Raw genomic sequence first — 17,290 nt, forward strand, 5'->3', positions numbered from 1 at the left:
GTCGTAGTCCAGTTGATGAGAATAGCCACCACCTTTAAATCACGCATCAACCTCATTCGATAGTCTATAAAGCGTCAAGCAAAATCAGCGTTGCCAGAAGCGCGACCAACGGCACCGGAACGGAACCTTGCGAAAAGCCTCCAGCAACTGATCCGCGTCGATGTTCCGTTGCCCGGGGTCGAGGCTCAGCGCCTGACGCAAGACCGGCCAGAGGCGGTTCGGCAGTTGTGCCGGGCGTCCCAGGGTGCGGCCCAGGCCCTGAGCCCTGGCCTTGAGCGCATCCAGCCGATGAAACGGGTGTCTACCGCTTGCCAGCTCATACAGCACACATCCCAGCGCATAGATGTCCGTCGCGACCGACAAGGGTGCCCCCTCCAGCAACTCGGCTGCCGCATAGGCCGGCGTCCAGGCCTTGACGCGCGACCTGTCCAACTGCGCCAGCCCGGGCAACACCCCTGCCATCGGCCGACCGAGGCCGAAATCGAACAGCCGCGGGCCATCCTCCGCCAACAGGACGTTGCCTGGCTTCACATCGCCATGCAACACCCCACGCCGATGCGCATGGGCCAATGCCTCCAGAAGACCTATGGCCATGGGCTGCAATACCGACCAGGACACCCCCTCGGGACGCTCGCAGAGCAACCAGTCCAGGCTCGTGCCCTCAATCAGCTCCTGGGTCATGAAAGTACGCGCACAGGCACTGTCGACTTCAAAGCTGTAGGTACGCACCACACAGGGATGGCACAGGCGCCGCATCAGGACGAACTCGTTGTAGAGCAACGCGCTGGCATCCGTGATGTCGACAAAGTCGGGATTGAGCAGTTTCAGCGCCACCCAGGGCGCCGGGTCACCGAACTGCTCGTGCAACAGATCCCGGGCCCGATACACCACCCCCATGGCACCCGCCCCCAACAGGCGTTCGACACGGTAGCGCTGCGCCAGAAGCAGCGGCAGTTCGCTGAGACGCGCTGTCGATACCGGCTCAATACCCGGCAGGCAACCTTGTAGCCATGGCTGGGACACCGTCATCGCCGGACGACCACGGCCGTCAGGTTATCCATTGCCGTACCCGCCAAGGCACAATCGAACAACCAGTCCACCGCCCGGCGAGCTGAGCCAAGGGCCAACGCAGCGCTCAGCTGCCTGTTGTCCACTGACTGGTAAAGACCGTCACTGCACAGCAGAAACACGTCGCCCGGGCGGACCTCGAACGTCAACACCTCCAGAGTCAGGCGCGACTGTGCACCAACCGCCCGCGTCAGTGCGTGATCACCCGACTGTCGATCGCCGCTGCCAGGAGCTTGCGCTTGCGTAGAGAGTCTTTGCTGCCGGAGCGAGTGGTCCTTCGACAACTGGTACAAGGCGTGATCGCGCCACAGGTAACAGCGGCTATCCCCCGCCCAGATGCAGATGCCCTTCCCCTCCTCGACCAGCAACGCGACCACGGTGCTACCGATAACGCCGCCCCGCCGATCGCACGCCAGGGTCAACTCCTCGGTCAAGCGGCGATTCAGCCAGTGCAGGCAGCGCCTGACCGCTTCGCTGCGCAGCTCAACATCCGGCTCGGGTTTCAGGGCGGCCAGTTGATTGACGATCAACCGGCTGGCGATGTCCCCCGACTGATGACCGCCCAGGCCGTCGGCAACGACCCACAGCCCCTGGGCCGCGCCGTCGAGAAATGCATCTTCGTTGCGCGGCCTGACCTTGCCGGGGTCGGTCCGCCCGGCACTGCCAGAGGCTCTCGACGGTGCCATCAGAGTTGCGCCGGCAACTGGAAGCGGCGCACCGCTTCCAGCTCGAAAGGATTCGGTGAGCGCTGGCTGGCCAACAGATAATTGAAACGCGCACCCGCCAGGTCCGCCTTCATCACCATGACGTCGCGCCCACTGAGGTATTCGGTCTGCATCAGGTCCAGCAGGCGAAACAACGACCAGGGCCCGGTGTTCTTCTCGATCCCGACCGGACGCTCGGCCACTCGCTCCAACACCAGGCTGGTGCGCCCGTCCTCGGTCTCGCTGGGCCAATGAAACAGCACCGGTATCACCGGACCATGGCGGTACTCCATCGACTGCTTACCGAAACGGAACTCGGCACGACTGACCACCGGGTCCAGCGTATAGGGCTCGAGCCGGAAGCGAACCGACGGTTCCGGCGAGTCGGGCTCGAAGAAGCTCTGGCGAATACGTTGTGCCCGCCCCATCTGCTGCAGCACCGGCGATGAAATGGGCAGGCTGAGACCGTCAACCCGACGCAGCTGGTAGGCCCCAGACTCGTTGCTGACAAAAGGCCTGAGGTAATCATTGAAGAAGCGCTCGACGACCCCTTGAGCCTTGAAGAACTCACGAAAATCATTGAGGGCGACATCGCTGCTGCTATGGGCATGAAACGGATAGCGCTGATGAATCGACTCCTTGTAGAAGGCATACACCTCATGCTGGTAGCGACGATCGACGTACTGATGGGCCAGCGTCAGGACTTGCCCCCAACTGTGATCGGCGATCGCCGCGAACCATTCGCTCACCGGTACCGGCAAGCGGGCGGCGGCGGTACGCAGGTGGGTCATGGCATCACGCTGGCCGCTCATTCGCGACCTTGCCAGTTCAAAGGCCGCCTGTTCCGGTTGATGGGCCCGTACCAGGGTCGCCAGTTGCGCCTGTAATTCGTTCAGCGCCTGCAAGGCCATGCGCAGCTCGGCGGTTGGCGCGCCCTCATCGTCCAGCAGGTGATGCAAGGGTTCGAAGCGGCGCTGCATGGCCTCGCGACCGGCACTCGGCAGACTATTGGCCAACGCGCCCGCGGCCTGGTCGGCGACTGCCGCCAGCGCTTTGCCCGGATTGACCGGCATAATCTCCGACGCGCCCTTCTCGCCATCGCTGCCCGCCGAAAACCGGGTATGTTCTCGCACCAATGCCAGCGCCTTGATCAACGGCGAATCGACGGCAGACAGGGTCGACAGGTAACCGCTGCCCAGGCTCGCCTCCAGCAGCGGTTGCAAGGACAGCGCCGCCACCGCCTCGCCCCAATGGCGCGCATAGTCGGCGAAGTAGAGTTGCTCCAGCTCGACAGTCAGTTGATGCAACTCGGTGGCGTTCAGCGTCCGTTCACCGAGCACCCAGTGCTCACGCTGGATCTGTCCGGCCAGCGATGCCCCCAGGCTCAGGGAGAACTGCCGATGGCCACGCTGGGTGTACAACCCCGCAATGGCATGGTCAACGCCGGCCAATGCGGCGCCCTGGCTGCCGAGATGCTGGCTGAGGCGATAGTCGGGCAAGCGCTCGCCCTGTTGGCGCAGGTTGCGGTAGACCACGCTGGCCAACGACTCCTTGCGCAGCAACTGGCGAGTTTGCGTAACCAGGTTGTCGTCGAGTGTGTAGCTGAAAGGCTGTGCCAGCAGACGATCCAGATGGGGTTCCAGATCGCTCGGCAAACCCGGTAGAGCCTGATGCTGGGCGGCCCATTGAACCCGGATCCTTTCCTTGAGCCAGGACGGCTCGCGATGCTCGGCCAAACCCAGCATCAGGTAGGCCCGCAGACTGTCCAGCAGGGCTTCGCGATCATGGTGCTGACCGCGCACCTGAGTCTCCAGGCCGCGGGCGATGTAAGGCAGCAAGCGTTCACCCAGCACCTGCTCGTAGGCCCGCTCGACCCGCGGCCGGCTTTTTTCACCCTGATACAGGCCGTTGTGCTCGGACAGTGGTACCTCGCCGGCCGCGGGGAAGACCTGGGTCGCGGCGTGGCTGATGTCCAGCGCCGCCAGCAAGGCTTGCCCATCGTCCTGGGTGGCCGGTAGCAGCGGGTGTCGCGTCAGTTCCCGAGCCAACTCGCGAATGCGCTCAAGACGCTCATGGTTGGAGGAAAAGCCGACGCTCCAGATCAGACCGAATACCGCCAGTACACCCAGCGCGGCACCATATACCGCCTTTTGCCCCCATTCGATGCGGCGTCGCTCCCGCCCATCGAGCCCGGCGACATGCGCTTCGGGAAACACCACCTGCTCGAGCAGGTCGGCGCTGAAGCCTGGGCGCTGGTCGCGTACACAAGTCAGGTAGACGCCGCGCAAACGCAGGTCGCGTGAATGGCTTTTACGTGAAAACACCCCCTCGATGAGGGTCCCCAGAGGCATGGCGATACGTTCCAACCGACGGGGAAACTCGAGAATCCGTGCTCGGCGCTGGAGCATCCGCTCCTGATGCAAACGTTGAATCAACTGGCTGTTGAGGCGTTGCAACAGCGCGTCGAACATCTCCCGGAATGCGGCTTTCCCAGGGCTGGACAACGTCTTGGGAAAACTGAAGCCCAGGACCTGATCCCACTCCTCGCGGGACAAGGCGTCAAAGAACTCGGCAAAGCCGGGCAGGCTGTCGGCATGGCTCAACACCAGGTAAACCGGTACCTCTGCATGGAGCTTGCGGCGAATATCCAACAGCCGAGACCGTGCCTGCAATGCCAGCTTGTCGACGGCTTGATCATCCAGTTCCCCCAGGTTTTTCAGCGACACCACCAGCAAGACGCCATTGAGCGGTTGATGGCGACGACGGCGGCGCAACAGCGTCAGCAAAGCCGACCAGACTCGCCCGTCGGCAGCCGCGTCGGGTTGCTCCAGATACCCGCCCGGCGCCTCAAGCAGCACCGCTGACGGCGCGAAATAACCTTCGAGATCCTCCCCCTCGCCAGCGGCATTCAGGGGCTGCTCGTCCTGTGATTTCAAGACCGGTTCAAGTCCAAGGCTTTCCAGCAGTGTACTTTTCCCAGCCCCCCGGGGCCCCATCACCAGGTACCAGGGCAACACCTTGCGTCCCTGCTTGCCATGACGCCGATAGAGATCCGCGCTGTTCAAGCACCGCCCCAGCGCCTGTAGACGCTGCTGCTGAATGCCCATGCGCGCATTGAGCCGGCGTTGCGTCACCAGGCGTGCTTGCGTCGAGTCCTTCTCCTCCTCGGCGTGCTGGCGAAGATTGCGACGCCAACTGACCAGGACCATGGACAGGCCCCACCCCAGGAGCAGCACGCAGATACTCAGCAAACGGGCGGTGGCACCGGCCCAGAACCGGTAGTCGGCCACGGCCAGCCAAGGTCCGGCGAACCAGATGAACAGGGCCATGCCCAGCACCAACAAGAGGCTCCAGCACCAGGTCTGGCATAGCCCGGCGATCAGGCTCATCAACAACTTCTTCATTTCACGTCCTTGCGCAGATCGATCGGCGGGTTCTGGGGTGGGTAATGTTGCAGAACCAGCGTTCTCTGTTCCCCCAGTACCCAGGCAAACCCGGAATACATGACGCCCAGGCAGGTCAGGGTAAAGAGCGGCACCAGCCATCCGGGAACCGAGCGAACCCGTCTGGCCGGTTGCCGCCCCAATCCCTGCCAGCAAGGCGACAGCTCTCGGGCTGGCTCGCCGCGGACCTGGCGGATCTGTCGATACAGGCTATCCCGGGTAGCGTCCAGCGCCTGGGAGCCCCGGTTGGCGATGCGGTATTTGCCCTCGAAGCCCAGTGCCAGACAGAGGTACATGAGTTCCAGCAGGGAAAGGTGCTTGACCGGGTCCTGCAGCAAGCGCTCCAGCAACTGGAAGAACTTCTCGCCACCGAAGGTCTCGTTGTGAAAGCGGCTGAGCAGGCTCATCTTCGACCAATGACTCTCCTGGCCGGCGGCGGCGCTCATGACCGCCTCATCCAACGCGGTACAAAGCACGTAACGGGCGCTCATCACCTGGCTGGCCTCCAGTTCCAGCCGCAGGGCCTGCGCCTCGAAGGCCTCGAGCTTCAACACCAGGCGCTCATGCAGGGCGCCCAAGCCGCGGTCGCTTTCGTTACGGCTGATGGCCGCCAGTTCGCCCAGCAGGTCCGACGCTGCGATGACCAGGCAGTTGATGCCCTGAGTGACGGTCTCTTGCGGCCGGGCACGCGAGGCATGAATCATCCGCGCCTGCAACTGTTCGACCTTCGGCATGGGGCCGGCGTCCGTCAACGGCCCCTGGAACACGTTGCCCTCGTCAATCCCGACCAGTACCGTCAAGTCGTCCCGAGGAGCATGGGTTTCGCCCTTGTGCATGCTCAACTCCTGATAGCCCAGAAATGCAGTTCGAGCTCACCGAGCTCGCCCGACGGGTGAAAGGCGAACCCGCCTGAACGGGCCAACTGCGCCAGTTCCTGGGCATTGGGTTCCAGGCTGAAATAGGTCTGGCTTGAATCGAAGGGAATCTGTCGCGGCGCGACGGGCAGCGGCGTCACGCGTATACCGGGCAAATGCAGGTTGACCAGATCGCGAATCCCCTCGACGGTGCCGACCTTCAGGTGGGCGGGCAGACGCTGGCGCAATTGCTCGCGGCCACAACCGGCGCTGGCGGCGATAACGAAGGTGGCCGAACCGATGAGCTCCGAGTCCACCAGGGGAGAGACCAGGATGCCGTAATGACGGGGCTCCAGGATCAGTTCGATGGCGTGCTGCTCGAGGACCATGGACAGCAACTGACGCACCTCGACCATCAAGATGCGAAAACTGCCGCCCTGGTCGCCGTGCCGATAAGCGGGGACGAACTCGGGGCGTCGGAAACCGGCGGAGAACGTGGTCAATTCACCGAGCACTTCGAGCAGCAAGCGATACAGTCGCTCAGGGTGCAGGCCGGCCTGCTCCTGATAGTGCCGCAGCAGCAGCTCGGTGCGGTTGATCATCTGCAGCATGATGAACTCTCCCACCTCTGCCCCGCCCACCTTGCCGTTGGAACACATCCGCTCGGCAAGGCAGTGACCTCGGTTGCCCAGCAAGGCGATCACTTCTCTCAGGCAGGCGCTCAGAAACTCGCAAGACTGCACTTCGATCACCGTCGGCATGAACTCGGGGTCGAGGCTGATGGCCCGCTCGGCATTGCTGCCCTGTACCTGGCATAACGGCAGCTTTACCCAGGCCTGGTCGTTGCCCGCCTCGCCCGGCAGCAGGTGCAGATCGGGTTGAGCACAGAGGATCGAACTGCGGGTCTGTGCCCCGGCATTGGAGTCCATGACCTGGGCTTCATAGCTGCAGTAGCGCGCCAGTACCTCCTCCTGGCTCGCTGCCCTGGCCTCGATGTGATTGCCCGTGACCAGTGGCAATGCCAGGTAGACCGGCATCGGCCCACTGTTGGCGGGGACCTCCAGCATCAGTGGCTGGTGACTGCCCTCGCTGTCGAACAAGCTGCCGTCGGGCAGTACGCCGGCGGCCCGGTTGACCACGATCTGGCCGATGCGCAGAAACTGCGGGTCGATCTCCACCTGGGTGAACCCCCAGAAATGCGGGCCCAGCAAACGGGTCCGGGTCTTGAGCTGGTGGTCGTAGTAGCGATCGTTGTGCTGCAGGTGCTGAGGACGCAACAGCATCCCTTCCTGCCAGATGACCTTGTGTCTGTTCATGGGCGCTGCTCCGTTCCCTCGGGTAATCCGGAAGCCTGATGAATGCCGGTGTGATCAAGTACCAGTCGGCCCTCGCTGCGCTGGGCGGCGAGCAAGGTCAGGACATGACGCCAGCGCGTGTGAGGCAGATCGCGGTAGGCCGCCAACAGCCCCACGTAGCGACTGCCGGGGGCGACGCGCAGTTTCAGTGCCAAGTCTTCCCCGGGGCGCAACTCCAGCTCCTGGGTGGCGATCAGGTCCTGGGGAAGCGACTCCCTGGCGCGGTCGTAGAGACTGAAGAAGTCGGCGTTCTCGAAGGCAACCGGGTGCCTGAGCTCGAACAAGCGCAGCACGATGGGAGATGGCCGTCCATTGAGGTCGTGGTTCAACTGCTCACTGGCCGTCAGTTGCAGGTCCAGCTTGGTCACTGACGAGAAAGGCGATAATGCCGAACAGCCCGACAGCAGCCAGATACTCGTGCAAAGTAGCAATGAGCGAGCCTCAAACATGCTCGTCCCTCCGGCGCGCGGAGTGGGAGAAGCTGTCGGTCAGGCGAGCGATTTGCGAACTGGCCGCCAGGAACTCCGTAGCCCTCAGGTGCCGGGCCAGTCGGGCAGTCTGCAGTGCCAGGTCCTCGCGATCCTGTTCATTGAAATCGGTGAGGTCGACACCCAGTGCACAGCCGAAACGCGGCCAGAAATCGGCCAGTGGCTGCCCTGGCCGGTGTCCGCCGGCGATGACGGTCGACGTGTTCCACTCGGGCAGCGGCACACGCTCCCTGATGCCTGGAGCATGATCCGAATACATGGCGGCCCGGCCGTTGGCAACAGCGCTCAATTGGTCCAGTTCACTGTAGATGCGCTCCTGCTGATCCAGCGCACGCAAGGGGTCGAGATCGAGCAGGACCGCCTCCCCCAACTCCTGGCCGGGTTGGGGCAGTCGTCCAGCCGCCGCAGAAGGTTGACGCAGACTGGCACGTAGCTCGATGCCCGCCAGCACATATACATCGCCGTCCTCGATACGTTGCTCCCGCCCTCTGGCGAGGTAGGCGCCGCTGTGTTTGAGCTGGATGCCATTACGGCTGGTATCGGTCAGGTAGAAGGCCGCATCGTGATAGCTGACCAACCCGTGAAAACCAGAGAGATGTCGCGCGGGATCGACGAGGCTCAAATGGCATTCGGGGGCACGCCCTATGGTGCCGCCAGCACGCGTGAAAGGCCGGCTTTGCAAGGGGCTGCCTGCGTCCCCTGGTCCACCGGACACATAAAAAATCAGTTCCATGAAACAGCACTCCTTGAACTATGAGCGGCGCTTGACAGCCGTGGCCTCACCCAACGAGTGGTAGGCCTCATCGTCAAACCTGTAGTTGCCGTTACAACCGTAAAGCGCAGCGATAGTCATCAACAGACAAACACTCGATAACCAATGACGAACAGACATTGTTTTCTCCATGAACAAAAACGAATACGCAGGCAAAACCGCTCAGCTCGCACGCTGGGCAAGGTCGATGTTCAAACGCGCCATGCGATACAACAGGGTGCGACGAGGCAGTTCCAACTCACGGGCCACCCGGGATTTGTTGCCGTCATTCTCGCGAAGGGCCGTCAGCAGGAGATTGCGCTCTATCTGGTCCATCCGTTCGCGCAGGCTTTTGCGGCCAGGGGTGTGACGCCCGGGGTGCAAGGCAAAATGCCCGGCCAGCAGGACATCGCCCTCGCAGAGCAGGACGGCGCGCTCCACCAGCGCCTTGAGTTCGCGGACATTGCCGGGAAAGGCATAGGTGCAGAGTTGTTCGATAGCGGCGGGCGACCATTGCAACGGCGCTCGGCCCAGCCGCTGGCAGGTGCTTTGCGCAAAGTGCCGGGCCAGTTGCACGATGTCGCCGTCCCGTTCGCGCAAGGGCGGCAGCTCGATGGGGAACTGTGCCAGGCGGTAGTAGAGATCCTCGCGAAAGCGCCCGGCAGCCACCAGAGCCGCCAGGTCGTGGTGAGTCGCCGCGAGGATCCGCACATCAACACGATGGCTGTCGTTGCAGCCCAAGGGACGGATCTCGCCGTCCTGCAACACCCGTAGAAGCTTGGCCTGCAACGGCAACGCCAAGTCGCCGACCTCATCGAGCAGCAAGGTCCCGCCATCCGCCAGGTCGAACAGGCCGCGCCGATCCCGATCGGCACCCGTAAAGGCGCCCTTGCGAAAACCGAACAGCTCGCTTTCCAGCAGGTTGTCAGGAACAGCGGCGCAGTTCTGAACGACGAAGGCACGGTTACGCCGAGCGCCATGTTCGTGGATCGCCCGTGCCACCAGTTCCTTGCCGGTACCCGTCTCACCGCCCAGCAGGACGGTGAAATTGTTGTCCAGCACCTTCCCGATCAGCCGCCAGGTCCGCTGCATGGCCGCGCTGCTGCCGATCATCCCGAAGTAGCCGGCGCCCGGCACGGCAAAGCGCGTCGATGTGCGCGGCGCATGCTTCAACAGTGGCAGTTGGGCCAATACCAGCGTCCCCAGTGCGCCCAGCGCCTCCTCAAGTCCTGCCGGGTCGATGCTCCGGGCGCTCGCACAGACCAACACTCCCTGCACCTTGTGCAGGTGCCCAGGCAGCGCAATGCAAAGCAATGAGTGCCAGGGCTGTTCATTCCCCGGTAGAAAACCGGTGTCGTGGAGCCTGTCATCGAGTTCGGCCAGGTAGAGCGATCGACCCTGCTCAAGGACATAACGCAGCAACGGCGGCACTGCCTGCGGCTGCAACGCTATGGCAAGCGCACCGCTATTGGTCTGCGGGGTGTATTCATGACTCAGGTGCAATGTCGAGTCCTGTTCATCCAGCAGGTACAGTTGGCATAACTCGCAGAGACTCAGTTGACCCGCCATGCAAACGAACTCTTGCAATAGCAAGACGCTATCTTCTGCACGTGCCAGGTAAGCCAGTTTGGCCACCAGCGCCCTAGCCTCGTTAATCAACATAGTTGCCACGCTCAATAAAAGGTGTGATCAACAGTGACAGCACCGTCGGATTTTTCCGGCGCCAGCCAACTTGACCAGCCCAGACGACAACTGTTTTTGTCGCCCAGATGCAAGTCTCGCCGCTGCGTCTCGCACAAGACCAAACGAACATCGAAGTTCAAGGGATCGCGCAAGGTAAAACGCACCAATGCATTCAATATCGGGTGATTGGGACCACCGGGAAGAAAGTCATGAAAACCCAGCCAATCCAGGTTTCCGATATGAATACGAAACTTTCCACTGCAATCGGACACACAGGTTCCCAGCACCAGGTCATGTCCCAATGAACTGTTGGCAAGGCTCAAGCTATTCTGTTGGCCCTCCACAATAATCAGTGTTCGTTTGACACATTGCTCTATGGTTATTTCAACCCGCTTGAAGTAATAACGCAGCACCGCCTCGATCAGCGCCGCGCAATGGGCCCGCTGACTCAATAGCCCCAGATAAGGCAGCAGGCGCTTCCAGTCCAGTTCTTCGGCCTGGCGGATATCCTCTCCCCCCAGGCCGGCCAGGGCATAGAGTTGCTCGGAAACCGGATCCGTGGCGCCACGGCGGAAACGGGTGTAATAACGGTACTTCTGCCATACGGGCAATATCAGCCGTTGCAGGCGATGATGAAACACATCCAGAAAAGCACGGGTTGCCTGTCCGCTTTCTGTTTCCTGAAGTACCTGCTCGGCATAAAACACGGGCAATGGAGAACTGGCGCCGAACAAAGCAATCAGGTTGAAGCGTAAACAGGCACGTAACGAGCCGGCCTCTTCAAAAAACATCACCGTATCAACATCACTGCCGGGAAAAGCAAAACTCGGGTTGGCCTGAAACTCAAGTTTCTCGTACAGGCTGTCTTCATCCAGATCGGGGTAGGCTTCCCGTAGCCTGGCAATGACCGTCAAAACAGCTTGGAACAGCGTGTATTCACGAATCGTGCACGTCAGTGGATTCAAAACAGCGGTTGTTGTCCCAGGCGCGGTGTCCATTTATAAACCTCTCCCTTGACACTGAGAACGTTCAATTCGTGAAATGAATTGAGACCGACATACAGTGCAAAAAACTCATTGAGTACCGTGGCAAACAGGAACAGGTCCCCTTCTCCCCCAAAGTGTTGCGGGTCCATCGTCAACTCGGTGCTCAGGCCTCGGAGGGGAAGACCGCCATAGAGTCGATCGGCCGCTTGATGGCGGATGGATTTGAGACCGGCGAGTCGCTGTTGACTGACCTCCTGCGCTCGCGGGTCGTGGTGACTGGCAAAGTCATAGGTCTCGAGCACCTTGCGCAATGCCACGATATTGGCAAGCGACAGGTAATTCAGTGACATGTTGCTGATGAGTTTCCAGAGCATTCCCTGCCCCAGGGGCGGCGGATAAAAGCGGCTGGCCGGGATGATATTGCGAAAGCTCAACGACTCCGCAAGACCGCTGCCGGCCCGGCAGATATCGCCCACCGAAAGACGTTGGGGCAGGTTCTGATTGGTGCAGATGAGCTCGGTGGAAAGCGTTTCAGCCAGCAACGCCCCCTCGGTGGTAAAGCGGACATAGGTGTCCAGGCCGTCGTGCGCCAACGAAGGGCGCTGACGCATCGTGTAGTGCGCAACCGACTGCCCCTGGCCGCCATGGCTATCGTGCTCAAAGGATTCGAAAGGCACGAAATCACGATAACCCAACCCACCGGCGCGCCAGCCTGTCATGCGCTCCACCGAATAGACGCCGCACTGACCGGACTCATACTCGGCCGGCAACAACAGGTATTCGTCCTGCTTGCCGTCCAGTTGCAGGGGCAGCCCATCGTGCGGGAACAAATTGACGATGGGTGTGCAGTACAGCCTGATGTTCTCAAGCGTGGGCCGTAGCTCCCGCGTCTCATCCGCCGCCTTGATCGTGAAGCGGATCTCCAGCCCCCGCACGTTGGCCAGGATATCCTGAGGAAACTGCCTCAACGCTTCGAGGCCGAGCAGATCGACAAAGAGGAATTTATCCTTGAAGGAGAAATACTCCTGCAACAGGCGATAACCGCGGAAGGTGTTGAGCGGATACGGGATCAATGCCTCGTCTTCAGCGAAGCCCACGGGCACCATCGATTGAACCGGCAGGGGAAACGATTGGGGCAACCCGCCGTCATCCAGCAGTGCCTGCCGGTCGCGCCCCAGCAACACGAGGCTGATGCCTTCCAGATGACGTGAGAAGTTGAGGTACAGCATCTGGCTGATATAACGCTCGCCCGCCAGGTGCAGACGTAAACGCTTGAGGTCCAGTTGCCCCAGATGCCCCTCGCCCGTCATGTTCAACTGCACGCTCAACAGGCTCCGATCACCCTTTGTCGAATAGCTCAAGGCACTCAGTGCAAGCGGCAACACCTCGGTGGGATAGCAAGTGCGAAAACGACAGCGCACCCCTTCGACATTGCAGCTCTCGACCGGCGAATGGCGGGGCACCGCCAGTGCCGGCGCGGCCAACGACAACGGTTCGAATTCAAGCACGCTGAAAGCCGGCAACGGCCGCATGTAGTTGGGCCATAACAGGTGCATGAGTGAATGCGTCAGCTCCGGCAGGTCGTCATCCAAGCGCTCTCGCAAGCGTCCGGTCAAAAACGCGAACCCTTCGAACAAACGCTCGACATCCGGATCACTGCCACTTTCCCCGAGGAAAGGTGCGAGGGCCGGATTGCGCTCGGCAAAACGTCGGCCGAGGGTGCGCAAGGCACTCAACTCACTCTGGTAATATCGATTGAACGACGACACGCCTCATCCCTCGTCCGTTCTGACGGTCACTTCGCAGCGCTCATCCAGCGCCGCCAGAAAACGGACTCTGTGTTTTAGATTGCCCACCCCCAGCATCCCCTCGATGCTGAAAGACAGCCTGAGTGAGCCCGGCGCGCACGGCCTGGGCACCACGGAAACGGCAGACAGCCGCGGCTCATAGGTTTCGATGAATTGCCCTATGGCCCGGGCGGTTTCGACCAACGCGTCGTATTGGCTCAAGCGCATATCGTTGATATCCGGCAGGCCATAATCAGGCAGCGCCTGGACGCTGCCCCTTCGGCTGCCCAGCATCCGCGTCAAGTGGTTGGCCACCGACGCGTTGGCGGCGCTTTCCAGGCTCGAGCCTTGGCGATACCGGGTCTGACCACTCAACCGCTCGAACAGACTGCCATAGCCCATGGCCTCAGACCGGCTTGTCTATATCGAGCTTGCCGACCAGGGACAGCGTGAAGTCGGCCCCCATGTATTTGAAGTGCGGTCGAACGCTCAAGCCGATCCGGTACCAACCAGGTTCCCCCTCGACATCGCTGACCGTGATGTTGACCGCCCGCAAGGGTCGCCGCCCACGCACTTCCGCACTGGGGTTGTCCTGATCGGCCACATACTGGCGTATCCACTTGTTCAGTTCCGATTCCAGGTCCGTGCGTTCCTTCCAGGAGCCGAGTTGCTCACGCTGCAGGACCTTCAGGTAATGCGCCAGGCGGTTGACGATAAACAGATAAGGCAGCTGCGCACCCAGCTTGTAGTTCAGCTCGGCATCCTTGCCTTCTTCGCTATTGCCGAAGAACTTTGGCTGCTGGACGGAGTTGGCCGAAAAGAACGCGGCATTGTCACTGCCCTTGCGCATCGCCAATGAAATGAACCCTTGCTCGGCCAATTCATACTCACGCCGGTCCGACACCAGGATCTCGGTAGGGATCTTGGTCTCGATTTCGCCCATGCTTTCAAAATGGTGCAGAGGCAGGTCTTCCACCGCCCCGCCGCTTTGCGGCCCGATGATGTTCGGGCACCAGCGGTAGCGGGCAAAACTGTCGGTCAGTCGGGTGGCAAAGGTATAGGCGGTATTGCCCCACAGATAATGCTCGTGGTCGCCGCTCACGTTCTCCTTGTAGACGAAGGTCTTCACCGGGTTGTTTTCCGGATCGTAGGGACTGCGCAGCAGGAATCGCGGCAGCGTCAGGGCCAGGTGGCGAGCATTTTCCTCTTGCCGGAAGCTCTGCCATTTGGCGAATTGCGGCCCTTCGAAGTGGTCGCGCAGATCTTTTATGTCGGGTAGCCCGGTAAAGCTTTCCAGCCCGAAGAAACGCGGGCCGGCGGCGGCAATGAACGGTGCGTGGGCCATGGATGCGACGCTGGCGACATACTGCATCGTGCGCACATCGGGTGCGCTGGGCGAGAACGCATAGTTACCGATGATCGCCCCGACCGGCTCGCCACCGAACTGGCCGTACTCCGCTGTGTACACATGCTTGTAAAGACCCGACTGGGTCACTTCCGGGGAGTCTTCGAAGTCCTCCAGCAGATCCTGCTTGGAGACATTCATCAGTTCGATCTTGATATTTTCGCGGAAGTTCGTCCGGTCCACCAACAGGTGCAGGCCTCGCCAGGACGACTCCAACGACTGGAACTGTGCATGGTGCAGGATCTCATCCATCTGCCGGCTGAGCTTCATGTCGATTTGCGCGATCATGCGATCGACCAGGGCCTTTTTTACCGGCTCGCCACTGTTCTGTGGCTTGAGCAACTCCTCCACAAACGCGCAGATGCCGCGCTTGGCCACCTCATAGGCGTCGTCCTCGGGTGTCAGTTTCGTCTCGGCGATGATGCAATCGAGCACGCCATAGTCCGAGGTCAACTCACTGTGCTGCTGTACGGTATCGTTAATGATCACAATGGCTTCCTTGTTATCAGGCAGGTTCGGCGGGCGAATGATCCAGGCCGAGTTCAATCAGTGCTCGGTCACGCAGTTGCCCATCGGCAAGCACACCCTCTATGGCGCGCCTGAACGCCGGCGCATTCCCCAGTGGTCCCTTGAGGGCAACCAGTGCCTCGCGCAAGGCCATCAGTTCCTTGAGCTCGGGGATCTGTTCGACGAGATGGGCCGGGCCGAAATCCTTCATACCGCGCACACTCAGATCGACCGCCAGCTCTGAACTACCGTGGTTGTCCTTGAGTACATTGCGAACATTAAACTGAAGACGTAGTTGTTGCTTTTCCATGACATCGTCAAAGCTGTTCTTGTCGATGCTGATTGGCTTTCGATCCTCAACTTTCCGCTCATCCGGGCGTTGGACAAAATCGCCGACCACCAGAAGTTTCAAGGGAAGTTCCACGTCCTCCACGGCCCCGCCCTGGGCAGGCTTGAATGTAATGTTGATGCGTTCCTTCAAGGGTTGAGATGATTCTCGAGCCATGGGCTACTCTCTTTTCCATTTTAAATAATGACCGCATCAAGATTCAGATGACAAAGGCGGCGATACACCCGTGCCTTGTCCTCTAGCGTGGCGGTGGTTTCAGGCAGTGTTTCAAAACACCGATACAACAAAGTCAAAACTTCCGTGGCCAGATCCGGCTCCCAAGCCAACAGTCCGCCAGCCTGTAGTTGTTGATCCAGGGCATCGAGTTTCAGCCTGGCCAACTCGTACTGCCTGGCTTGAAAGCACAACTTGACCAGCGCCAGTTGCCAGAAAAACGCCGCACGCTCCCCCCGGGCCACCTGCATACCCTGGATCAGCAGCTGGACCGCGGACTTGAAACCGTCCTTGAGCAATACCGGCTGAACATCCCGCAGCGCCTGTTCCCAGGCAGCGTCGGCAGATGTTCCATCACTGGTACTCGGCGCTACAGCCGGCCGTAAATGCAATGAGATCTGGCTACTGATCCAGCTTCGGGTCACGCTATCCGCAAAGGGCGCACCATCGTGGAAGCGCAGTTCGGCAATACCGGGAAGTCGCTCGAGAAACAGCGCAAAGTGCAACTCCAGCTCCCGCATCGCCCGTGCAAGGCCCAGTGCCTGAAGGCATTCCCACAACATGCGCAGGCCATCGAACCAGAATGGCGCGCTCGCCAGCGTGGCTTCCAACTTGGGCAACAGCGCCTCATGGTCGCCCCGCGTCGACGCCTCGGCATAGACCCTGAGCGTGTCCGCGGGTGGCGCTCGCAAGGCCGTCACGCGCTCGCCGTCATGTTCCGGCAGCCGCTCTATGGGCAACCAGAGCAGCGTGCGGCTCAAGCCCAGGGCCTTGGCCGTCGCTACCTTCTGGCGCAACCACCAGGCACACAATGGACGGGCCAGTTCCTGTAGCTGGCGCAGGCTTTTCTGCGCATCCTTCTCGCTATCAATGCGAGTTGCGTGAGTGGATGAGCCGGAAGGTGCCAAGGGCGCCTGGGGGCTGATATTCGGTGCCTGCCCCGACTCAAGCCGACGGGAAGCGGGACGATTGGCCCAGGTCGACAGACGCCGTGCAATCGGGCTGATCGCCGGCGCTTCGCCAGCCAGCCGCTCATCAAGCAGCTTGTCCAGCTCGGCGAGACGTGCCGCCAGCGCAATAAAAACGGACGATTGCTCGACCTCCCCGCACTCACCTTCCAGCGCCTTTTCAACTTGAGCGATCAACCAGTTGATCGCCGCCGAACGAGTACGCGACTTGAGCGGATGCAGCACGTGCCAGTGGTGTTCACACAGGTGGCCGATCAACCCCAGCCCGGCCAGCAAGCCTGGGAACGATGCCTGCTTGTAGAGCGCCCAGGCCATCCAGCAGGCGACTCTCAGGTCCTTGGAGTGGCGACGCAGGATCACCTCGCTTTCGACCTTGACCTTGCCCCAATCCACTCCGGTCGAGGCATAAGGGGAAAGCGCCTTGCCCAGTTCTCGCTCCAGACTTTCGTACTCGTCGGAAAAGCGCACATCGTCGCCGGCAAAGTTATCGGCAAAGACCGGAACACTCGCCAACTCGAGACAATAAGATTGCAATACGTTCGAACAGGTCATCCTTGGCCCACATTAAATCAACAATTAAAAAAGCCGAATACTCAACAACCAAATATTACAAGCCCACAATAAAACGCGATTTTTCCTAACCGCCAAATAAGCTTAGAAGTTGATCGTTATGTTCACAATGGAAAAAACCACAGCGGAGTGTAGGAAATATCTACATGACAAATAAGA

14 protein-coding genes are annotated in these 17,290 nt (G+C 60.8%); all 14 read right to left on the minus strand.

Going from position 1 to position 17,290, the window contains the following annotated elements:
* Nucleotides 1–84: 84 nt before the first annotated feature.
* The gene (locus UCMB321_RS16560) at nucleotides 85–1,029 is read right to left on the minus strand and encodes a serine/threonine-protein kinase (protein ID WP_052451274.1); all 945 of its coding nucleotides are present in this window, start codon (nucleotides 1,027–1,029) and stop codon (nucleotides 85–87) included.
* Nucleotides 1,026–1,754, minus strand: a complete 729-nt coding sequence (locus UCMB321_RS16565) for a PP2C family protein-serine/threonine phosphatase (RefSeq protein WP_040068755.1) — start codon at nucleotides 1,752–1,754, stop codon at nucleotides 1,026–1,028. The genes UCMB321_RS16560 and UCMB321_RS16565 overlap by 4 nt, the downstream gene beginning before the upstream one ends.
* Nucleotides 1,754–5,176, minus strand: coding sequence for a type VI secretion system membrane subunit TssM (gene tssM, locus UCMB321_RS16570; RefSeq protein ID WP_040068757.1), 3,423 nt, complete (start codon nucleotides 5,174–5,176; stop codon nucleotides 1,754–1,756). Before tssM ends, UCMB321_RS16565 begins: the two co-directional genes overlap by 1 nt.
* On the minus strand, nucleotides 5,173–6,051 hold the full coding sequence (gene icmH, locus UCMB321_RS16575) for a type IVB secretion system protein IcmH/DotU (RefSeq protein WP_040068758.1): 879 nt from the start codon (nucleotides 6,049–6,051) through the stop codon (nucleotides 5,173–5,175). Before icmH ends, tssM begins: the two co-directional genes overlap by 4 nt.
* A gap of 2 nt (nucleotides 6,052–6,053) precedes the next feature.
* The gene (gene tssK, locus UCMB321_RS16580) at nucleotides 6,054–7,385 is read right to left on the minus strand and encodes a type VI secretion system baseplate subunit TssK (protein WP_040068763.1); all 1,332 of its coding nucleotides are present in this window, start codon (nucleotides 7,383–7,385) and stop codon (nucleotides 6,054–6,056) included.
* Nucleotides 7,382–7,873, minus strand: a complete 492-nt coding sequence (tssJ, locus tag UCMB321_RS30175; RefSeq protein WP_084615076.1) for a type VI secretion system lipoprotein TssJ — start codon at nucleotides 7,871–7,873, stop codon at nucleotides 7,382–7,384. Before tssJ ends, tssK begins: the two co-directional genes overlap by 4 nt.
* Nucleotides 7,866–8,645 (minus strand): FHA domain-containing protein, encoded by a 780-nt coding sequence (locus UCMB321_RS16590; RefSeq protein ID WP_084615077.1) that lies wholly within the window; start codon nucleotides 8,643–8,645, stop codon nucleotides 7,866–7,868. The genes tssJ and UCMB321_RS16590 overlap by 8 nt, the downstream gene beginning before the upstream one ends.
* 201 nt (nucleotides 8,646–8,846) lie before the next feature.
* Nucleotides 8,847–10,325, minus strand: coding sequence for a sigma-54 interaction domain-containing protein (locus tag UCMB321_RS16595; protein ID WP_040068768.1), 1,479 nt, complete (start codon nucleotides 10,323–10,325; stop codon nucleotides 8,847–8,849).
* A gap of 11 nt (nucleotides 10,326–10,336) precedes the next feature.
* Nucleotides 10,337–11,344 (minus strand): type VI secretion system baseplate subunit TssG, encoded by a 1,008-nt coding sequence (gene tssG, locus UCMB321_RS16600; protein WP_040068770.1) that lies wholly within the window; start codon nucleotides 11,342–11,344, stop codon nucleotides 10,337–10,339.
* Nucleotides 11,308–13,101, minus strand: coding sequence for a type VI secretion system baseplate subunit TssF (tssF, locus tag UCMB321_RS16605; RefSeq protein ID WP_040068773.1), 1,794 nt, complete (start codon nucleotides 13,099–13,101; stop codon nucleotides 11,308–11,310). Before tssF ends, tssG begins: the two co-directional genes overlap by 37 nt.
* A gap of 3 nt (nucleotides 13,102–13,104) precedes the next feature.
* Nucleotides 13,105–13,521 (minus strand): type VI secretion system baseplate subunit TssE, encoded by a 417-nt coding sequence (gene tssE / locus UCMB321_RS16610; protein WP_040068775.1) that lies wholly within the window; start codon nucleotides 13,519–13,521, stop codon nucleotides 13,105–13,107.
* A gap of 4 nt (nucleotides 13,522–13,525) precedes the next feature.
* A complete protein-coding gene (gene tssC, locus UCMB321_RS16615) occupies nucleotides 13,526–15,010 on the minus strand; it encodes a type VI secretion system contractile sheath large subunit (protein WP_052451283.1) in 1,485 nt (494 codons plus the stop codon).
* A 19-nt stretch (nucleotides 15,011–15,029) separates the two neighbouring features.
* Nucleotides 15,030–15,536, minus strand: coding sequence for a type VI secretion system contractile sheath small subunit (gene tssB, locus UCMB321_RS16620; RefSeq protein WP_040068776.1), 507 nt, complete (start codon nucleotides 15,534–15,536; stop codon nucleotides 15,030–15,032).
* Nucleotides 15,537–15,556: 20 nt separating this feature from the next.
* On the minus strand, nucleotides 15,557–17,113 hold the full coding sequence (gene tssA, locus UCMB321_RS16625; protein ID WP_040068781.1) for a type VI secretion system protein TssA: 1,557 nt from the start codon (nucleotides 17,111–17,113) through the stop codon (nucleotides 15,557–15,559).
* Between the last annotated feature and the right edge of the window lie 177 nt (nucleotides 17,114–17,290).

Source organism: Pseudomonas batumici (genome assembly GCF_000820515.1).
Classification (GTDB): Bacteria; Pseudomonadota; Gammaproteobacteria; order Pseudomonadales; family Pseudomonadaceae; genus Aquipseudomonas; species Aquipseudomonas batumici.